Raw genomic sequence first — 19,825 nt, 5'->3', positions numbered from 1 at the left:
ATTAAGAATGAAAAGATGGTTTTTAAAATGTTACAAAACCACCTCTTCATTCTTAATTCTTCATTCTACATCCTATTCATTAGGTTTTGGAATAATATTTTCAGGAATGTCCAATTTTTTATCATCCGCTCCTTCGGCAAAATTACTAATTGCAAAAGAGTTGGCTTTAGACCAATCGCATTCAACTCTTCGATCACCCAAAACAATATTTCCTAACTTCTTTCTGAACCATTCTGCTAACGCCTTATACTCTTCAGAATTGGCTACATTATTACGCTCATCAGGATCAACGCGAAGATCATACAATGCTAATTCAGCCTTTTCCACAGGACAATTCAAAGCCCATTTGATGTTTTTATTATCATAAGATTTATTGGAAGGACGTGTTCGCATGGAGAAAGCAAAATTATTTGATCGGAGATAAGCTCTATGTCCAACGACCACTTTGGTTTCGCCTAAAGTATACGCTCTTTGCTCTTCTTCATTTTTAATGAAACCTTGTAATTGCATACCATCTAAATAGTCATATTTACTGCTGGTAATATCTTCACCGGAAGCAGAAAGTAGCGTAGGGGCAATATCTACATACTCTATCAGTTGGTTACGCACTAAACCTGCAGGAACTTTCTGTTTGTCTGAAGAAACAACCACCATTGCACCATTGGTAGATTGTTTCCAACCCGTATATTTGGCTTCAATCCCTTGTTCCCCCAAGTGCCAACCATGATCACCAACGGTAAATACAATAAGGTATTCTTGATTATTCTTCTTACAATACTTTTTAAATGCCTCTACTGCCTGACCGATCAATTCATCGCCATGTGCACAAAACGCGTAATAATCTTGAATCGTTTGCTGAATTTCCTTTTTGGTCATCTTCGTCATATTCATATTATTGTGCATTTTCTGTAATTGAGGAGGCATTTTGTCATACTCTATTTGGTCAAAGGCCGGGACCTTGTATTTCTTCTTTTTGAAGATATCACGTTGACTTTTAGGAGGTAAAATAGGTGTATGAGGTAAATGAAAAGAAAGGTTGATCATTTGAGGTTGATCAGCGTTGGCTCCCTTCGCTTTTTGACCCCATGCAGTTGTAAATTCTTTATTCTGATTTTCGAGATAGGCTTTAAATTCATCTACCACAATAGCATCTACTGTTTGATCAGCAGGCATTGGGTTTTCGCCGCCAATAATCAATGTTGTATTCGAACGTGTATAAGAACGAAGTATTTCAAATTCCTTTTCAATACGTTTTCTCGTCTGTATATCTTTTTGACTGATCTCCCCATGGTTTTTCTTCACAAAATACTTTTCTATCTGTCCATTCTGACGCTTTATTTTCTCTTGCTTACCAAGGTTGGCGGTTTTACCATTGATTTTTCCAAAAGCGCTGTCTCCCCAAAGGTCACCAAGGTTATTTTTTTGAAGGTTATGCTTAAAATGAACGGTGTATTCATAATGATTAGCACTGCGGTAACCTTGTCCCGGTCCCCATTTGTAAATATACTCTCCCGCTTTCCCAAATTGAGCGGTTTGATAACCGGTTTTCTTTAAGATTTGAGGAACAGATGGCTGAATAAAATCAGGGTTCTGATGGGTAAGTTCAAAAGCATAATGTCCAGTTCTGAAAGGGTATCTGCCTGTAATCATAGAGCCTCTTGAAGGTCCGCAAACAGGGGCATTACAAAATGCATTGGTAAACAACACTCCTTCACTTGCCAATTTGTTGATGTTTGGTGAGGACACATACCCTAGTGGACTTTCCTTTTGACCATAAACGGCTTCATTATAACATTCTAAGGCATCAGGGCGGTGATCATCTGTTATAATCCATAAAATGTTGGGCTTCTTTTTAGGAGGTTCATTTTCTGAGGAGCTGAAACTTTTTGATGTAAACAAAAGCAGCCCAGCAAAAACTAGGATGAAGTGCTTGTGATTTTTCTTCATTTCGTTAAAATTTTCGTCTATAAGTAGTCATCATACCATGAACACTTCAACTTTTTATAGCTGAAAGAGCACATGGTTTTATTTAAATATTTGCTGTGCTCAATTTCTGATAAAAAGGTGGATGAATGGTATCACAAGTGCCTAAAAAACGCTGTTATTCATTTTTAGAACCTTACTTTTATAGAAAATCTCCCCCTTTTGAAGTTTCTGTTTACTGTGAAATAAAGCCATTCTTCTAGGAAGACCATTTCTTCAAATGAAGTAATATGATCTCGTTTATTACATTAAATGTTTAAATAATTGACAATGTTTAAAATTTAAACTAATTTTACAATGTAGTAAGTTTTAAAGTTTCAAAGGTAAATTTTGTTGTCATGTACTTTCTTAAAAATCACTCTGAATTAGCTGTTTCTAGTCATAATGTATCCATAGGAATCAAGTTTCCTAACAATTTGTATTTACGTTACCGAGGTAATGTTTACTCGTTCATCATCAACCCAAAACTCCTGCTGGCTACGATCGTATTAATGTTCACAATTCTGATGGTGCAATTGTTTTCTAGTCCTGAAGAAAAAGTCATTTTTGTACAGGCCCCTATACAGTATCACTACAGTAATCAAGAGCCAACAATGGATGAGTTTATTGCTGATTTTGGCATTGACATAGAAGATGTCAATCAAGCGAGCACCACTATTATTCCTGTGAAAACGACCCAGAATATTTCAGATCAATATAAAGAGCAAAAACTAAATAGTGTAGCTTCCTCTTTGGATCGTTTTCAGATTGAGCGTCAGTTGTTGGTCACTGATTATTTAATAGAGGAAAAAGTAACAAGGGTAGATCAATTGGAAAGTGAATCTTTGATCGAACTCAATTCAAAAATCTCTAGTCTGTTTAAGAGTCATGTGTTGGATCAGATGCAAGCACCTCCACATGTTTATGCGTTTTTTACGTCCACTTCTCCTCTGAAAAAGATAGAGACTGCTTTAATGGAGCAAGCAAAATACCATGTACCTGCATCCATCACGTTGGCACAAGCCGCTTTAGAAACTGGGTACGGTAAAAGAGTGATTGGTAATAATTATTTCGGGGTGAAAGACAAATCACGAAAAACCAATCCAATTACCACTACGGAGTATTATACAAAGGATGAATTCAAAAGAAACAAAGGCATAATTGTCTCTTCTCAAAAAGTAAAACGTAATGGAAAGGTTTTGTATAAATGCGTAGTGAAGGATTCATTTGCAGAGTACAAATCACCATGGGAATCATTTAGGGCGCATTCACTGTTTCTCAATAAGCAGAAAAGATACGCACCACTTTTTACACAAGGAAGAGATTATGCTTCATGGGCTGATATGATCGGTTCAACTAAATATGGAGGTGTGGGCTATGCGACTTCCCCGCTTTATGGTGAATTGTTGAAAAAGATAATTAAGAGGTATCACTTAGACCTTTTAGATTATTAGTGTAAGAGATGTTCCATACATGCTCTAAAGCAGATCTAATAAGATGAATATGGTTTTTAAAGTTGTTTGTTTGAAGGAAAGTACAAATTCAAAATTAACTATGATTTATTTTTGACTTAGTACTTAACAAAAAATTATCCTGACAAATAGCCATAAAAACCATATTCATCATTACTGATATTTTAATACCTAACATTGTATTGTTGGGGTTCTTCCACTTGTTCTTCTTCTTTAGGGCTTTGGATGCTCTTCCTCAATTTCTCAATTGATATTTCTTCAACATACAGGTGGAAAGGGATTGAAAGCATCACAGAAAGTGTTATGATTGAAAGGTAAAACGTAGTGTACTCAATGGGCAAAAACTCATCTATATGTAGATACGCTTTCCAATGTGGGAGTGTGAACCAAAATAGAAAGAATATAAAAGTATGAGCTAAGAAAAGAGTATAAGACATTTCTCCTAATGCTTTAGGTAACTGATGTTCAAAAACGTCTCTGACTTTTCCATTATTATAAGAAGTCGTTAATATTAAAAGAGCAAAAATAGGTATTAAAAGAAGGTCGTTTATTTTGAAATGAAACGCTAATGGAACAAGTAAAAGGGAGATGATGAATGATATATCTTTCGATAAAATTTTGAAACCCGCCCTATTGAAATACAAGTAATATAAATTTACTCCTAACATAAATTCAAGTATGCATCTGATAAAACCGTAATCCCATGTGATGTTGAGACTATGACTCGGGTGATAGGAAATGAGTCCAAAAAGAGCCAAAAATAAAAGTAAAGATGTTATGGTAACAGAAACTATTTTTTGCCTTACCATCAACCCAAAAAATAATATTGCAACCACATAAGTCCACCATAATGCACCTGCAGACCATGAAAATAAATTCCATGAAAGCGCATGATGAGTATTCATGGCATTTAGCATAAAAATGTGGTTTGGAATAAGATCATAAGAAAAATAAGCCTCCCAGCTGTCGTCGATAAGCCAAGGGTAATGATAGCTGAAGAATTTAGTAGCCGCTATTAAAGTGCATAACATGAAAAGATACAGCGGATAAATTCTAGTGAATCGATTCCAGATAAATAACTTTGCTTTTTTCGTGTTAAACCCTCTTATAAACTGTTGACCATAGTTATGATGTATAACATAACCACTTAATAAAAAGAAAAAGTCAATCCATAAGTATCCCTTGGTCAATAATCCTGAATCTTCTCTAGGAATGACGCTACCCAAATCCCTATAGAATAAACAGAAGTCGCCATGGTGTATAATTATCCAGAAAGCAGCAAGAGCCCTAAGGCTTGTTATTGAAGTAATTTTTTGTTTGCCCATTTTAAAATTCCCATTATTGAAATGCTCTGTCTTAAATGTAGGAATTTTTAAATTTAGCTTTTGAAGAGCTTTGTGTGAGTGGTATGATTTTTTGAGTGAATGGAAAAAAAAAGGGAAATGCTTTAAAAAACATCGCCCTTTTAAGATTTTTTAAGAATTTATTTTCTGATTTCTACGATTTTTTCTCTTTTGATTTGTTTAGTTCGGAGATAGCTACTTGTACTTCTGTATAACGTTTTCTTTCATTATACACCTCATGTTGTTCTGTTGTTTTTTCTCTGAAGTCTCTCATGTTCGTACTCATTTTAAGGTTAAGGAAAAAAGTAATGGTCAACTCTCATCGGTGTAATATCGATGTTGGAGTATGTTTGGAAAAATTATTCTTTGTGATCTCAAACAGATTTGTGCTGTTCAAAATTTATAGAATTTTATTTGTTTTCTGTGTTGCGTTTATGTTGACCTAATTTAACGAAAAAATTAGCTTTTTAAAAGAAAAGGTTGTTACATTTTAATGCAACAACCTCTAAAGTTTTTAACGATGATTCGGGTTAGATTTCTTCATCTATATCCAAATCAAATTTTTCTAGCGAACCGATTTGATCTTCCCACTCAGAACTATCTATATCTTCAAGTTCTTCAAAAGAAGTTTCTTCATCATCTAATAATAAATCGTTGTCTAAATCTAATGTTAAGAAATCGTCCATAGCAATTAAGCGATTAAGGGTTTTAGAATAAATTGAAATACACCCTATAGTACGCTACTGTGTGCAGGATGTTTTTGCTATTACGATCTATTTAGATAAAGTTAATTTTACTTCAAGTCCAAAATGAAAAAGAGAGTATTTTGATACTCGGTCATTGAAAGCTTGTAGAAATATTGATTGGAATTTGACGATAACTTCGTTTAAAATCCTCATATATGAGTTTGTTTTACTCATCATTCAATTATACCAAGGTACTTACTTTTCAACTTGAGGCTTTTTTACGGCCAAAAAGCGGACCTGTTCTCAGTGGTTTGATTGTATGGGAAACTTTTACTCTGATCATGTTGGATTCATCAAGAAAAGAAGTTTCTGCTTTATTATAGCTTCTTTCGTTGATGTACTGCACAGTGACAAAAACATTTTTGTAGGCTTTACGAGTAATGCCTACATACAATCTGTTGGAGGCAACTCTACTGCTTTCTTCGTTCAATACAAAAAAAGGTTCACACCCAAATGTACAATATCCTAGAAAAGTAGAGAATTTTACAGAAGGATTGTATCTCAGACGGAATCTTGTTTCGGTTCCGTCAAAGTATAGCTGTTGTTCAAAACGGACCCTTTGAGTGATCGTAAAAATGCTCACCCTAGAATTAAACACAAAGTCCTGATAAGGCCTGAATTCTTGACGTGCCGCACTGCCCGCTACATACATTACTCCGCCTCTTACATACATATTATCATTTATATCATAACGGAGTCCTGTTCGTCCTTGCCACCTTTCTCCTTCGGGGAAATAAGAACGATACCCTACGTCAGAATCAATTGAAAACTTATAGGACAATTTATAGCGGTTAAAATAATGTAACCACAAAATATCATCCTGTGCAAATGATTTATTAGCAGCAATGACAACAAAAATGAAGCCTATGAGAATACGGCATATAGCTTTTGTCATGTTCGGTTATTAAATAATGATTGATGTAAAACAAAATTACAAATTAAAATACTTAATCATCATTATTCAATTGATTAACTCAGTTAATTAATCCTAAACATGAGAAATACACCTTAAAATAATTTTAAAAGGGATGTTATATGCAATGATAAATTGGGATGTGGGGAACTTTTTTAGAAGTGAACGTTAAATGATTTTAGTTAGAGTACTTACAAAATAACTGGTTTCTTTCTGTTTTTTAGCACACTTTTATATGATTTTCAGCGTTGTTGATGTCAATATAAGCATCGATCCAGTCTTTAGCTTCACCTAATTTTTTAAAAGTATTAATACTCCACCCTCTGTTATAACCCATTGTTTCGAGCGTGTTTCTTTCAAAATGTGTAGAGGAAGTCACTACGACAATTTGCATTTTTCTAGAAAAACCTAGCTCACTTAGTTTTGTGATAATACTAAACTTATCAGTGATGTCAAAAGGGTAAACCAAACGGGAACCATCAATGAAAAGTAAATTGGAGTGGTACTGATTTATAAAGCCGGAACATTCCTGAAGTGCTTTAACGAGTGGATCCATCTGTGGTGTCCCTTCTAATGTTAGTCTCACTAAGTAAGTGTTTGTTGAAATATTATAATCCATAGTTCTGGGGAAATTGTATGACGTTTGATATTAATAAAGTTAGGATAAAAGAAGATAGTTTGTATAGATGTTCAATAATTATCAGATTTTCCTCAAACAGATTCTTTAAAAAGTGCAATTTTATTTTCCCTTTAGCTGTAATAATAGAATATAAATAAGTGAATGTATATTTCTTCAGTTTTGTTGTTGTTAATTTTTGACCGTCTTCATCAACCACAAACTTCTGTTTTGCGAAGCTTATGAAATAGAGATAGTTAGTAATGAGGTAATAGATGAAAGGTAAGGTGAAACTGTGAATTAATTCGAATGTGATAAAACAAGTTGGTCATAAGCTTTGATAGTAATGTAAATGCCACGACCTTTGTTTACAAATATCTCATTTCATGAATAACAACAACAAACACTACCAATTCATTTTACTGTTGGGGTCACTCTCTATGATTGGTCCATTCAATATCGATACTTGTCTTCCGGCATTTGGCAGAATAGCTGATGATATGGGTGTCACTTTTTCACAAGTTGAAATCAATGTATCCTTGTTCTTTTTTGGTTTTGGAATAGGACAGCTTTACGGCGGTTATATTTCTGATATAAAAGGAAGAAAATGGGTGGTGAGTAGAGGTTTGGGTATATCTATGGTGGCCAGTTTGATTCTTGCCATGGTAAATCAGCTGGAATTCTTCTATTTGATGCGTTTTATTCAGGCCATAGGAGCAGGGTTTGTTGGAGTTTCGATAGCAGCCATAGTTAGAGATAATTTTCAAGGGAAAGAAGCTGCGAGTATTATGTCTATGGTGGCCATGATTGCAATGGGTGCACCTCTCGTAGCTCCTTCAATAGGGGCCTTGTTACTGACAATTTCCACATGGAAGTCTATTTTTATCTTTATTGCCGCTTATGGGTTGTCTGTTTTGATTTTCTTGATGATTGGTCTGGAGGAAAAAATGGAACCCAGAAAACAAGAGCATAACTTTTTTCAGGGCATCAAAAAAGTATATAATAATGTGCCTGCATTGGCTTATATGTCTGCCATGGCTATTCCTTCAGGTGCGTTGTACACATATCTTACCTCAGCTCCTTTTATTTTTCAAGAATATTTTGGATTAGGAGAACAGCAGTTCGCCATTCTTTTTGGAGTAAATGGTTTATCGTTGATTATTATGAATAAAATCAACTCTGTACTAGTCAAAAAATATGGGCCTGAAAGGTTAATGAACATTGGTTTAAGTATACATTTCACTTCATTGGTGCTTCTCTTGATTGTGGTGACTGTATTTACGCCAACGTTATATAACACAGTGCCATTGATCACGCTTCATGTATCTACATTAGGATTTATATCTGGTAATGCCACTGCAATTGCTTTAGAGAAGTTTGAAAAGCATTATGCAGGTATTGCCAATTCTCAAATGAGAGTAGTAGGAATCATCATCGGGGCAGTTGCAGGAGCCACAGCAAGTTTGTTGAATAATGGTACTTTATATCCAATATTAGGCGTAATGATAACTTGTTCAGCACTCGGTATCTTCACTTATTTATCGCTTAAAAAGACAGCAAAAAGAACGAATTTAGTTTCTTCTTAAGTACTATGCCAAAAATAGATGATAACTAATTCTGAATTATTTTTTGTGAGGACGACGCTGAAAAACGTATCAATAGTGGTTCTATTTAAAATTTTTTGAAGGAAGTAATCGCAAAAATATAAACAGAATTAGTATTAAATATTTTTGTCTTAGTACTTAAAGACCTTTTTAAAAATAATTTTCTTGATTTGGTGTGGTAGATTAATGTACCATGGGAGGTTGTTCCAAGAGGTAAAAGGCACTTTTATTTTTTCATTGGTCAGCTGTTCAAAATGCTTTCTTACTTCATGCTCATATGCACTGGTTGAAGAAGGCATTTGAATATAAGCACCAAGGTGCAAGGGTTTTTGAGTTTCAGTTTTTTCTTTAAGAAATTGACTGAAAATAAGGAGTCTGCCATGTTTGTTTTTCTCTTTAATATCGGCCGTATTTAGAAAATATTGCCACCTTGATTCATGCGCAATATAAATGGAAGAGGCCTCAATTTTATGATTTTCCCCATAAACAGAATAAATCCTCAGGCACTTTTTTTCTATTAAAATGTGCAGTATTTTTCTTAAAAGAGTACTGATTTCCTGATCATCTGTCACGCCTATTTTGGGCAAAGTAAACTGTCTGAACAAGTGCAGAAAACCTTCTATATTCTGATCTAAAACAGGCGTATTATTCCTTTTTATTGATTGTCTTACGTTTTTTCTTTTGGTTTTTGAAAAGCGTGAAATATTATTTTCATACCCTTTAGAAAGTTCAATTTTCAGGTCCTGTCCCCATTCAAATCCGGGGTAGTCTCCACCGTTATTTCCTATATACTCTATGCAGTATGGAACGTATTCTTTGATGAGTCGAATAGCTTCAGGCAGGAAAGAAGATGCGTTTGTCAAAGCAGAAAAATAGCCCAATTCGGGTGTAAAGAGAGGCATTTTAATAAAGTGGAAATTCATTTTATCATATATTGGAAAGGGCATTGCCCAAACGTATTTTCCATTATGCTCCACTACAACACCCCACCAGTCAGGAGCCACTAGGTCCAGATACCATGAGTATGCAAACAGAAGTGATTGAGGGGAGTGTGCTATGCAGTCATCCCAAAGTTTTGTGTCTAGTTCTTTTCTTTTTTTTAATACTGCTTTCAAATTCTTCTCAATTTTGACACAAAAAAAACACAGCACTTTTAAAATCCAAATAAAAGTGCTGTGATCTATAGCGATTGACTATTATGGTCTATTCTTCATCTTTCTTCTTTCGTCGCCTCTTAGGAAGTTTATCCAGTTCTACTTGAACCAGTTGTCCCATTTCATCAAAAGAGAGGATATGAGAGATTCGTCCGCCTTCAGGCAGTACTTCACCGACATCGTACTTAAAGAGTGATAACCTGGAGAGAATATCACCATTGGTAGAGGCAATATACTGACGGCTTGAGTTGAGATCTGTAGTGTGATCAAATTTGAGGTTATAACTTTTTGAGTTGAATAAAACTTCCATGAGAATAAAATGTGTATAGTTTAAGGGTTCTACAATTGATTAAGATGTTGATTTTAAATAGATTATCAATATGGGGTAAATATTAGATATTTACTAATAATTTTAAAAATGTGTACCTTTTTTTACGATTTAATCAATTATTTCGAAACATATATTTCAGTATCTGTTTCCTCAATGACATTTTTTCCTCGGTAAGTTTTTCTGTAGGCTTTATAATCCTTCTTGAAAGTTCTCCATTCTTTGCCACTTAGCACATAAGATTTGTCCACTGTTTTGTCTCTAAGAATAGCTTGAGTAGTAGGCAGGGGAGCGACAATTAGAAAATAAGGATTAAGGAGTACGAGTGTCCATGATGAAACGGCAAACATAGTAGACATTCGAGCATTTCGATATTTTTTAGTGTGTTCATAATAAAGAGCATCTTCAGGCACCTCCGAAAGCTTTGTTTGCTCTCCGTATATCTTCTGCACTTTTTTAGCAGAAAGTAATGTATTCACTTTCACACTGTCAAATTCACTAACAGTATTTTTTTTGAGTTTTGTCATCGGCACAACTGTAGAATCTCCAGAATGATAGAAGGTGACATTGTCCAATTGATTCGGCGTTTTGATTGTAGATGCCACGGCCTGTACAACTATCACAAGTTGAGCATTGGCTAATGAAACGCTGGTAAGGACAAGTAGGATTGTTAAGTATTTTTTCATCGTAGTATTTTTGTTTTCACTTACTTATATATGGAGTGATAAAATGTCACCATAAAGAAGTAAATGAATTGGTTTTTAGTTTTAAAAAATGAAAGTACAGTAGTGTATAGGTAGTGTTTATGCTGCGGAAGTTTATTCGGCTTTGGTTGTTTTAAAAGTATAGAAGTGTTGAGAAATATAGGCAAATATTACAGCCACAATGGTGGTCAGCAGTTTGGAAGGAGTAGGGTAGAAGTGCATCATGTCTACAAATACTTTCATCAGAATATAATTAATGAAAATAGAACCTATACTCACTTGGAAATACCTGAAAAACTGCACCCATCCTTTTAGGTTGGAATCTTGGAAGGTAATGTATTTCTGCAAGAAAAAACCGGAAGTTAAGGTGATGGGGTACACCATAAACAACGCGGCAATGTGTGAACTCATTACAAATAACCCAAAGTCAACATTCTTTTGATCAAGCACATAATGGAAAATCAGGTAATAGAGTACTAAGTCAAGTGCCATGTTCCCTCCTCCAATTGCGGCATATCTGAATGTTTTAATAGGTATAAACTTTTCAAATGGTCGGTGAAAAAAGTCTATAATTCGTATGATAGTATCTTGCATATTTGTTTATGTGTAAAAGCGGAAAACAAATATATCACAGAAATATCATAAGAACACTAACATCTCCCACATGAGCCGTATATTAATATTTTTTTAGAATTTGATAGTAATTAGAGGTATCTCAAACATATATCTTACTACATTTTAAACTAAATTATCGTTAACTACCAATCAATATTTCTTCAAGCTTTTTATGATCTACTTCCAAGCTACCTTCTTCTTCATTTTGTCTTGAAACAAAAACGAAGCAAAAAATTCAAGGCTTAGAAGTCAAAAGCTAAATTCCATTCCTCTCGCCTAAATGATTTTAAACTCGCTAAAGCTCAAACAAGAAAATCATTCTTAACGGCTCAATACATGAAATTCTTAACGCTTTTCCCTTCAAGGCCGGAGAAATACTACCAAGCGAATTAGGTAGATAACTCAGGTACGAATGTTAAGCTTTAGCGTTATTCGTGCCCTACAGATCATTAAAAATCTCCTGATTTCTAAATGTCAAAAACATTAGAAGATTTAAGTTTATAATGTACTTACTCCTCAAGAATTGGCAAAGTATGAAATAATAGATAATCGATACTAGCTTCAAAATCAGAATCAATGCTAGGATCTTTAAAGTTTAACCTGAATTTTGATACATTATCTTTAACTAGATTATTGATACCCGCATAAAGCGTATCATTTTTAATTTGATAAATATACAGTCGGTAGGCTTCAATGTCGATTCCGCCAAAGAGACCTATTGTTTCTTGCAGTTTATTGTGTACTAAATGTGTATTGTTGGAATTGAGATAAAAATAAGAAGCCTCTTCAGGCAATGTGTTTCCAAGAGTGATATGAATACCGTTTTTATCAAAAGTAGGATTGGTAGAAAGACTGCCTATAAAAAGACGGAATTGATTTTGGTAAGAATAAATGCGTGCTCCAATTAAGCTGTCTTCCTCAGGAAACAAGTTACTGCTTTTTGTGAAATACATATTTTTATGCTCAGAGGTGTAATGTAGTGTCACGCTATCACTTCTTTCATCTATACTTCTGTTGATAGTTTCTTCATAAGTACTGAAAGTAACATTTTCATAAAAGGGTTTAGCATAAACCGCTGTGTCCCCTTCTTGATATAAAAGGTGTAAGTTTTGACTGATTTGAAGTTTTAATGCACTGATTTTTTGATCATTTCCCTCAGATCTATTCCCTTTTGAATTGACAAGCTGTAAATAACCGTTTTCTTCTGAGGTCATTAGTTCCAAAAAAGGTGGCTGTATTGGTGCAGTGGTAAACTGAAATGTTTTATCAGTGGAGAGCCCTTTGTCTTTCTCAAAAACAAGTTTTCCGAAATATTGAATGTTTGACTGAAGATGGTTGAAGCGATAAGTATTTACATTACCAATTGCATTCATCGCTTTAGGCTGTGCATTGGATAGGTGTCCTTTCTTAATATCGACAGTCTGTTCAAAGTTTTCATCTAGAGCAAGAGTTAAGTAGGTAGTATTGATATTCTGAGTTGAATCTTGATTGAACCATGAAATACTAGCATTCCAGGTGCCACTTTCAGGTTCATTTAAAGTGACTTCATAAGGTGCTTCAATAGGATAATCTAGGAAACTGACACTATCCTTTTTTTCTGCAATCAATTCATTGCCGTCTTTTTTATAAAGCTGTAATGTGATATAAAACGTTGAGTCTCCTTGAGGGTAAATATGTGAAACAGTATCTAAATCTGGGTTTTTAGAGTTTTTCCCATCTCCCCAAACCCATTTTAACGAAACTTCGGCAGGGGTATTTACTGTATCAGTAAGATTGACAAATGTGATTTTTCTGTAAAAGGCATCTACTTCTTCAATTTTAAAATCAGGAGCAATATCAATAGTTACTTCAGCAAAATTAAAAGCTGGTTCTTGATCGCAAGCAAGTACAATGAAAGTAAATAATAAAAAATAGTATTTTTCATTATCAATTATTTGTAAATGAATAATAGGTATAAATTACTTTTAAGTGAGGGAATAATCAATTTTTTAATCGATAGTGAATAGAGTATCCTTTATTTATTCAATTTAAGAAGATATAATATAGAGAGGAGGTGTGGAATACTATTTACATTTCATAATTAAAAACTGTTATAATACTTATATAATAGTTTAAATATCAGTGTGTTAACATTAATTATGAGGCTGAAAGTAAACTTATTCTTAAGTTGTATCGTCTAAATAATTACTTGTGACTTATAATGTGATCTCAAAATAGTATTATCATGAAACATATCGAAAATCAACAAATCAAAGACAATACAAAGTTATCAAGCTTAACTTTTAGAGACATTGTAGATACTGCCTATTTATCACTTATCTTAGGAGTGATTGTATCGGGGCTACATTCATATATTACACTATATTAAAGTAATACATAATATAATAATATTGCTTTTGTAAAAAAGCTCTTTTCTGTGTTCATCATGGAAAAGAGCTTTTTTTATAGCACCACTCAAAACCTATTCCTTGTTCTGTTGTTCTATTCTCAAAGTTTCTTTTATTTTAGGTTTATGAAGACATTAATTCAAACAACTTTTACCTCCTTAGAACAAACAAAATTGTTTTATGAAAAACTGAATTTCCAAATTCATGAATATGAAGATTTGCTTATAGCAAATGATGGAATAGTACAGATCAGCTTGACCAATAAGAAATTTATGAGGAAAGGAATAGTGATTTATTCCGATACACTTGTGGAACAGATAGAAACAGTACAGAACGAATTTGATGTATTGGAGAACAAAGACGTATATATCTTATCCTCTCCCTGTGGAGTTTGGGTGTATGTTTATAGAGGAAGAGGGAAGGATTTTCTATTGAATACAGCCCCTAGTTCCATTTTAGGCAACTACGCAGGTTTGAGTCTTGAAAGTTTGAACTTGGACCACTCCATTCAATTCTGGACAGAACTTGGGTTTGAACTGCAAATGGGCAGTGTTGATCAAGGATGGCTTACAATGGTCAATAGAGGAGGTTTTATGTTAAGTATTATGCAAGCTTTGAATTGTCCTCATCAGTTTTTTAATCCTTCATTGACTTATTTTAATGGAAAAGACAACGAAGCTGTAATACAGAAAATCAGGGATCAGAAAGTGATGATTACTGAAGAAATAACAGTTTTCAATGATAAAAACATTGTGGATAATGTGGTGTTAAGAGACCCCATGGGACTTGGTTTTTTTGTCTTTAATGACTAATAATACTAAGTTAAAATTGATTGTCAACCATTTTCACTTTGCATAAAAAGGCCATATAAAACCGATGTGTTTTACCATAAATACTACTAAATTTTTTGAAAAATAATGATAATTCAGAATCTAATTAAAATAATTTGATTCGTATTACATATCTTTGATGTAAACAGGAGTACTGTTTCTTTGAGGCAGTATTTCTTATTCTATTACTCAATGCTAAACCAAACTTCAATTGCTATGGAAATTAATCATATTCCAACTAAGTTTCATTGTCCGATTACAGGTGAACTGATCTTCTCTGAGCATTCAGATGAAATTGTTCCTTCAAAAGCCACTCTATTTATGGAGTATCCTAACAGTGCTATGGAGATTTTTGACGAACGTCTAAAAATGAGAGTAAAGGAAAGTCCTGCAACAGCTTTCTCAAAAGTAGACGAGCTGATAGGCAAACAACCTCAGCTTTTTACATTTTATCAGAAAAGAAACACTGTAGAAGGCAAAGAAGAATTAATCAGCCTAAAAATATGCATTGATATGGCTTATAAGAATGATGAATTTGAATTAATCAATTCTTAGTCCTCTTATTAGACATGCTCTAAGCCAAAAACAAAAAAACCATCCTCTTATAAAAGGGTGGTTTTCCAAATTGTCTACCGCTAATTTTTAATTAATAGTGTAATGAAATGAAATATGAATCTATAATCTATTTTTCTACTTAATTTTTACATTAAAGGCAAGGCGTAAACATTGGCCGTACGGCGATTTTTTACCCTCACGTATTTCTCAATGATTTTATGGTTCACATTCAGCTCCTTAATCTCCTCCTGCCCCTCTTGAATGAGCGTATCTTTCAATAATGTAACCTTAAAAGTAAAATCATTTCCTTCCCATTGTCTGAAATTACAATACTCCAAACTCTCTTTGTATTTTCTTCCATTCAAAGTATAAGTACCTCCGCCAGCAACAAAGTGTGCTAACGAATCTTTTGTGCCCTTGTGTTTATCATGATTCAGAAAAGCAAAATGATCGCTGTTGATTATTTTGATCATTCTCTTACCCGACAAATCCTGTTCTATCACTGTATCTTCTTTTATTGTTGTTGCTGAAATCAATTCCCAAGTGCCTTGAATATTCGGTTCTTGATGAATATCAATACAAGAAGCTACAATTAGGGTAAGGATTATTAAGTATAACGTTTTCATGATTTTTCTCGTTGGTCACATTACAAAAGTGATTAAAGTTTGTTTAAAGTCATTAAAATTTCGACCAACGACATGGTTTGAGGTTTATAAGGCTTAATAAGTGTAACTAAAACGATAAAAAACAAAAAAAGAGAGACGAGTGCCTCTCTTTTCTAAAGTAATAAGTTGTTTTAGGTTGCGATAGTAAAGTAATGTAAGTGAGTTTTATTTCTTTTCCGAAATAGGACGTTTACTTTTATTATCTTTTCCTTGTGTTGTTTCTGACTCTTTTTTAGAGTCAAATAGATTCTTAGAGCCCCACTTCAGGGTACTCTCGCTAATAGCTAACGATGTTCTCATGTTGTTGTAGGTTATTAAGGTTGAATGATAGTCAAAGTTAATTTATTTTTTCAGAAAAGCACTATCGCAACCGGTTTAAATTGCTTTAAATCTGCATTATATGATGAAAGTTACCAAACCTGAAAATCAAATAGCACTTTCCTGTTTTTTTATTGTATTTAAAGAATGGATCGAATGGGTTTATTTATATTTTGATGAGAAAAAAATGGATTACGTGTTTGATTGATCAACAAAAGTGATGATAAATTCATATTTTGATCCTTAAACAAACAGAAGAAAACAGTCTTTTTGGATCATCTTTATATATCTCATGAGGGGTAAATAAAATTGAGCAAGTTAATTTTCTACACCTATATACTGCGAAATTCACGATAATCAGGGGGCAAAACTGCATGTCCTACTTTTGTCCATATTGTATTTTCGGCTTTATTACCCCTTCACCTTACGTTTGCTATCAAGTTTTACAATTAATCTGAAATGAGATGAATACATATAGCAAACTTTTTGGTTTACTGATTTTTTTGATTTCAACTCTGCCACTCAATGCGCAGACATGGAAAAACCCTGATGCCAAGGTGGAAGATAGAGTAGCAGATCTTTTATCTAAAATGACTTTAGAAGAAAAAATTAGTTATTGCGGTTCTAAAATTCCAGAAATGGAGCGTTTAGGCATACCGGCTTTTGAATGGTATGGTGAAGCACTGCATGGTATTATAGCGTGGAATTGTACGCAGTTTCCCCAAAATATAGCAATGGGAAGTACTTGGAACCCTGATTTGATGTATGACGTGGCTAATGCGATTTCTAATGAAGCTAGAGCTTTGAAAAACATGGGCAAGAAAGAAGTGATGATGTTTTCGCCCACTGTAAACATGGCTAGAGATCCACGTTGGGGAAGAAATGGAGAGTGCTATAGTGAAGATCCACATTTGATGTCGGAAATGGCAAGAATGTATGTACGCGGTATGCAAGGAAATGACCCGAATTATGTAAAAACTGTTACAACAGTAAAGCATTATGTGGCGAATAATGTAGATAAATACAGAGAGAAAATTCATTCTTACATTAATAAAAAGGAACTGTATGAGTATTACTTTCCGGCTTATAAAACATGTATTGTTGATGAGGAAGCAACTGGGATTATGACAGCTTTGAACGGCTTGAATGGCATTCCTTGTTCAGCACACAATTGGCTGGTAAATGGTGTGCTGCGTGATGAGTGGGGCTTTGAAGGCTATGTGATAGCGGATTGGACTGCAGTGGAAGGTATTGAAACGAGAATGCACTATGCTAAATCTCAAGCAGAAGCAGCCGCTATGGCAATTAAAGCTGGTGTGGATCAGGAGTGTTACAGAAATAAGACAAAATTAGCACCAATGGTTTACGCATTAGATGATGCGATAAATGAAGGTTTGATGACAGAGGCGGACTTGGATAAAACTGTAAGCAGACTTTTAAGACTTCGATTTATGACCGGTGATTTTGATGATCCAGCATTGAATCCTTATTCTAAAATACCTAGTACTGTATTAGAATGTGAAGATCATAAAAAAATTGCCTTAAGAGCAGCGGAAGAAGCAATTGTACTTTTGAAAAATGATAATGCTTTGCCACTGCAGAAATCATCTGATAAAATAGCAGTGATGGGACCTTTTGCCAACAGATGCTGGATGGGTATTTATTCTGGTCACCCCAAAAGTAAAATCTCTCCTTTAGACGGTATTCAAAAATATTTGGGTACTGATGTGGCGTATGCTGAAGGATGTAGTGTAACTGGAGATAAATCGGATAAGGAAAAAATTAAAGAAGCGGTAGCTGTAGCCAAGAAGTCAGATAAAGTAATTTTGATTGTTGGAAACGATGAGTCAACTTCTACAGAGAATGTGGATAGGAAATCATTGAAGTTGCCAGGAAAGCAACATGAATTGATCAAAGCGGTAAAGGAGGTCAATGACAATGTGATTTTGGTTTTGGTGCCGAGTGGACCTACTGCTATTGAATGGGAACAGGAGAACTTATCAGGAATTGTATGTGCATGGCCTAATGGTCAGGAGCAAGGTACAGCACTTGCAAATGTCTTGTTTGGGGAAGTGAATCCTAGCGGAAAGTTGAACTCAACGTGGTATAAATCGGATAAAGACCTTCCTGATTTTCATGACTACACCATACAAACGGGTAGAACTTATATGTATTACGATGGAAAACCTTTATATCCATTCGGTTACGGTTTGAGTTATACTGCTTTTGATATGAAAAACTTGAAACTCGACCATAAGAAACTAGATGCTGACGGACGTTTGACAGTAAGTATTGATGTACAAAATGTAGGTGATGTAAAAGGAAAGGAAGTAGTGCAGGTCTATATTCGTGATTTGAAGTCAACTCAAAAAATAGCTCAAAAAGCACTGAAAGGATTCAAGAAAGTGTCATTAGAAAAAGGGGCATCAACGAATGTAGATATCGTATTGCCTTATGAAGCCTTTTCATATTATGATACCATTCAGAATGAATATATGGTAGAAGAGGGCAAGTTTGAGATTCTTGTTGGTAATGCAAGCGATAATATCCTTCAGAAGAAAACTATTTTTGTAAAAGGCGGTATTATTAAAAAACAAAAAGTAGGAGAAAGAAGTGCTTATTACGTGGCTTCAAACCCTAACCGCTTCAAAAAATGGGATGACCTTTATGAAGATACTTCTTTCTTGTATGCCAATAAAAAGAAGAAAGCAAAAACAGAAGGTATTGTGTTCAAAACAGTATTTAACGACCCTGGTTTCTATGTAAATACTTGGGACGCTGAAGTAAATTATGAGTTGAAAAGTGAAACTGCTAAAGTGGAATTAAAAATGCTTTCAAACCGAATTGGTACTTATACTTTAAAGAAAGAAAAAGGAGTGAAGGCTTCACTTTCGGTAAAAATTCCAATTCCTCCTGAATACGGAAAAGAAGTGACATTAAACTCTATCATAAAAGAAGGAAAAGTAAACATCAAATCCATCAAGATAATTCCTCCAAAAGGAAATCAACCGTATTTGATTTACCCTTCAAATGTAGAATAATATGAACTAAAATTGGGTTGAAAATGAAGAATGAGGTGGTCCGGTTTTGGTCCTCAAAGTGGTTTTTTGATGGATAGAGGGGTTGATGTTGTTGCTACAGGAAGCGAGAAAAAACCACTTTACGGGCCACCTTCATTCTACATTATTGATTTACTCTATTTTTCAAATAAACAAGAGGCTGTCTCATAACTCAACAGTTATGGTTACAGCCTCTTGTTTATTCCCTTTTTTTAAAAATCATAAATAATAGTTCTTTAGCCTTAAAAAGTAACTCTTTCATGCTACACAGCCGTAATTTGAATAAATCGGTGAACTGAACATCAAACAAGTCACTTATGAAGTGGGCTTTAACGACCTCAAATATTTTAGAAAATGCTTTCAGGAACAGTTTGGTGTAACGCCTTCGGTTTATATTAAGGAGAATGGGGAGGGGTGATGTTGATATTGGTTTTGAACTTTAACAAATAACTTAATATCTATTGTTATATCATTAATTGTTTTGGTGATGGCTATTTTAGGTTGATCTAGCTACATCCGTTACTAAAATTACCACATTTATAGTAATGTTTTTC

General features: G+C 34.1%; 18 protein-coding genes. 7 read left to right on the top strand and 11 right to left on the bottom strand.

The window, feature by feature from the left end; all coding sequences use genetic code 11:
- Positions 1–72: 72 nt before the first annotated feature.
- A complete protein-coding gene (locus HHU12_RS25315; protein WP_169659527.1) occupies positions 73–1,947 on the bottom strand; it encodes a sulfatase-like hydrolase/transferase in 1,875 nt (624 codons plus the stop codon).
- A 374-nt stretch (positions 1,948–2,321) separates the two neighbouring features.
- On the opposite strand from HHU12_RS25315, the gene HHU12_RS25310 reads away from it, so the two are divergent.
- The gene (locus tag HHU12_RS25310; RefSeq protein ID WP_240971117.1) at positions 2,322–3,416 is read left to right on the top strand and encodes a glycoside hydrolase family 73 protein; all 1,095 of its coding nucleotides are present in this window, start codon (positions 2,322–2,324) and stop codon (positions 3,414–3,416) included.
- A 182-nt stretch (positions 3,417–3,598) separates the two neighbouring features.
- On the opposite strand, the gene HHU12_RS25305 is transcribed toward HHU12_RS25310, so the two are convergent.
- The 4 genes from HHU12_RS25305 to HHU12_RS25290 all read right to left on the bottom strand — a co-directional run bounded on the left by HHU12_RS25305 (position 3,599) and on the right by HHU12_RS25290 (position 7,055).
- Positions 3,599–4,759: an acyltransferase family protein gene (locus HHU12_RS25305; protein ID WP_169659526.1), complete on the bottom strand. Its 1,161-nt coding sequence runs from the start codon at positions 4,757–4,759 to the stop codon at positions 3,599–3,601.
- Between the two features lie 548 nt (positions 4,760–5,307).
- Positions 5,308–5,463 carry a hypothetical protein gene (locus HHU12_RS25300; protein ID WP_169659525.1) on the bottom strand — a complete coding sequence of 52 codons (156 nt, stop codon included), beginning with the start codon at positions 5,461–5,463 and terminating at the stop codon, positions 5,308–5,310.
- A gap of 262 nt (positions 5,464–5,725) precedes the next feature.
- Positions 5,726–6,418 carry a DUF2490 domain-containing protein gene (locus HHU12_RS25295; protein WP_169659524.1) on the bottom strand — a complete coding sequence of 231 codons (693 nt, stop codon included), beginning with the start codon at positions 6,416–6,418 and terminating at the stop codon, positions 5,726–5,728.
- A 238-nt stretch (positions 6,419–6,656) separates the two neighbouring features.
- On the bottom strand, positions 6,657–7,055 hold the full coding sequence (locus tag HHU12_RS25290; protein WP_169659523.1) for a hypothetical protein: 399 nt from the start codon (positions 7,053–7,055) through the stop codon (positions 6,657–6,659).
- A gap of 383 nt (positions 7,056–7,438) precedes the next feature.
- On the opposite strand from HHU12_RS25290, the gene HHU12_RS25285 reads away from it, so the two are divergent.
- Complete coding sequence (locus HHU12_RS25285) at positions 7,439–8,638, top strand: multidrug effflux MFS transporter (RefSeq protein WP_169659522.1); 1,200 nt, start codon at positions 7,439–7,441, stop codon at positions 8,636–8,638.
- Positions 8,639–8,787: 149 nt separating this feature from the next.
- On the opposite strand, the gene HHU12_RS25280 is transcribed toward HHU12_RS25285, so the two are convergent.
- The 5 genes from HHU12_RS25280 to HHU12_RS25260 form a co-directional block, all read right to left on the bottom strand.
- A complete protein-coding gene (locus HHU12_RS25280) occupies positions 8,788–9,771 on the bottom strand; it encodes a hypothetical protein (protein WP_169659521.1) in 984 nt (327 codons plus the stop codon).
- A gap of 88 nt (positions 9,772–9,859) precedes the next feature.
- Positions 9,860–10,120: a hypothetical protein gene (locus HHU12_RS25275; protein WP_169659520.1), complete on the bottom strand. Its 261-nt coding sequence runs from the start codon at positions 10,118–10,120 to the stop codon at positions 9,860–9,862.
- 137 nt (positions 10,121–10,257) lie between these two features.
- The gene (locus HHU12_RS25270) at positions 10,258–10,824 is read right to left on the bottom strand and encodes a hypothetical protein (RefSeq protein WP_169659519.1); all 567 of its coding nucleotides are present in this window, start codon (positions 10,822–10,824) and stop codon (positions 10,258–10,260) included.
- Positions 10,825–10,956: 132 nt separating this feature from the next.
- Positions 10,957–11,436: a GtrA family protein gene (locus tag HHU12_RS25265; protein ID WP_169659518.1), complete on the bottom strand. Its 480-nt coding sequence runs from the start codon at positions 11,434–11,436 to the stop codon at positions 10,957–10,959.
- 530 nt (positions 11,437–11,966) lie between these two features.
- A complete protein-coding gene (locus HHU12_RS25260) occupies positions 11,967–13,064 on the bottom strand; it encodes a hypothetical protein (protein WP_169659517.1) in 1,098 nt (365 codons plus the stop codon).
- A 905-nt stretch (positions 13,065–13,969) separates the two neighbouring features.
- Between HHU12_RS25260 and HHU12_RS25255 the strand changes: the two genes are divergently transcribed.
- Complete coding sequence (locus HHU12_RS25255; RefSeq protein WP_169659516.1) at positions 13,970–14,656, top strand: hypothetical protein; 687 nt, start codon at positions 13,970–13,972, stop codon at positions 14,654–14,656.
- A gap of 234 nt (positions 14,657–14,890) precedes the next feature.
- Positions 14,891–15,229 (top strand): hypothetical protein, encoded by a 339-nt coding sequence (locus tag HHU12_RS25250; RefSeq protein WP_169659515.1) that lies wholly within the window; start codon positions 14,891–14,893, stop codon positions 15,227–15,229.
- A gap of 146 nt (positions 15,230–15,375) precedes the next feature.
- On the opposite strand, the gene HHU12_RS25245 is transcribed toward HHU12_RS25250, so the two are convergent.
- Complete coding sequence (locus tag HHU12_RS25245) at positions 15,376–15,855, bottom strand: lipocalin-like domain-containing protein (RefSeq protein ID WP_169659514.1); 480 nt, start codon at positions 15,853–15,855, stop codon at positions 15,376–15,378.
- Positions 15,856–16,676: 821 nt separating this feature from the next.
- Between HHU12_RS25245 and HHU12_RS25240 the strand changes: the two genes are divergently transcribed.
- The 3 genes from HHU12_RS25240 to HHU12_RS35950 all read left to right on the top strand — a co-directional run bounded on the left by HHU12_RS25240 (position 16,677) and on the right by HHU12_RS35950 (position 19,689).
- A complete protein-coding gene (locus HHU12_RS25240; protein ID WP_169659513.1) occupies positions 16,677–19,253 on the top strand; it encodes a glycoside hydrolase family 3 C-terminal domain-containing protein in 2,577 nt (858 codons plus the stop codon).
- A 30-nt stretch (positions 19,254–19,283) separates the two neighbouring features.
- Entirely contained in the window at positions 19,284–19,442 is a 159-nt protein-coding gene (locus HHU12_RS25235) for a hypothetical protein (RefSeq protein ID WP_169659512.1), read from the top strand.
- A gap of 115 nt (positions 19,443–19,557) precedes the next feature.
- A complete protein-coding gene (locus HHU12_RS35950) occupies positions 19,558–19,689 on the top strand; it encodes an AraC family transcriptional regulator (protein ID WP_394353206.1) in 132 nt (43 codons plus the stop codon).
- The last annotated feature ends 136 nt before the right edge of the window (positions 19,690–19,825 follow it).

Origin of the sequence: Flammeovirga aprica JL-4, from assembly GCF_012844305.1 — a bacterium.
Classification (GTDB): Bacteria; Bacteroidota; Bacteroidia; order Cytophagales; family Flammeovirgaceae; genus Flammeovirga; species Flammeovirga aprica.
The sequence above is the reverse complement of the archived record's forward strand: the minus strand, read 5'-3'. Positions and strand labels throughout refer to the sequence as shown.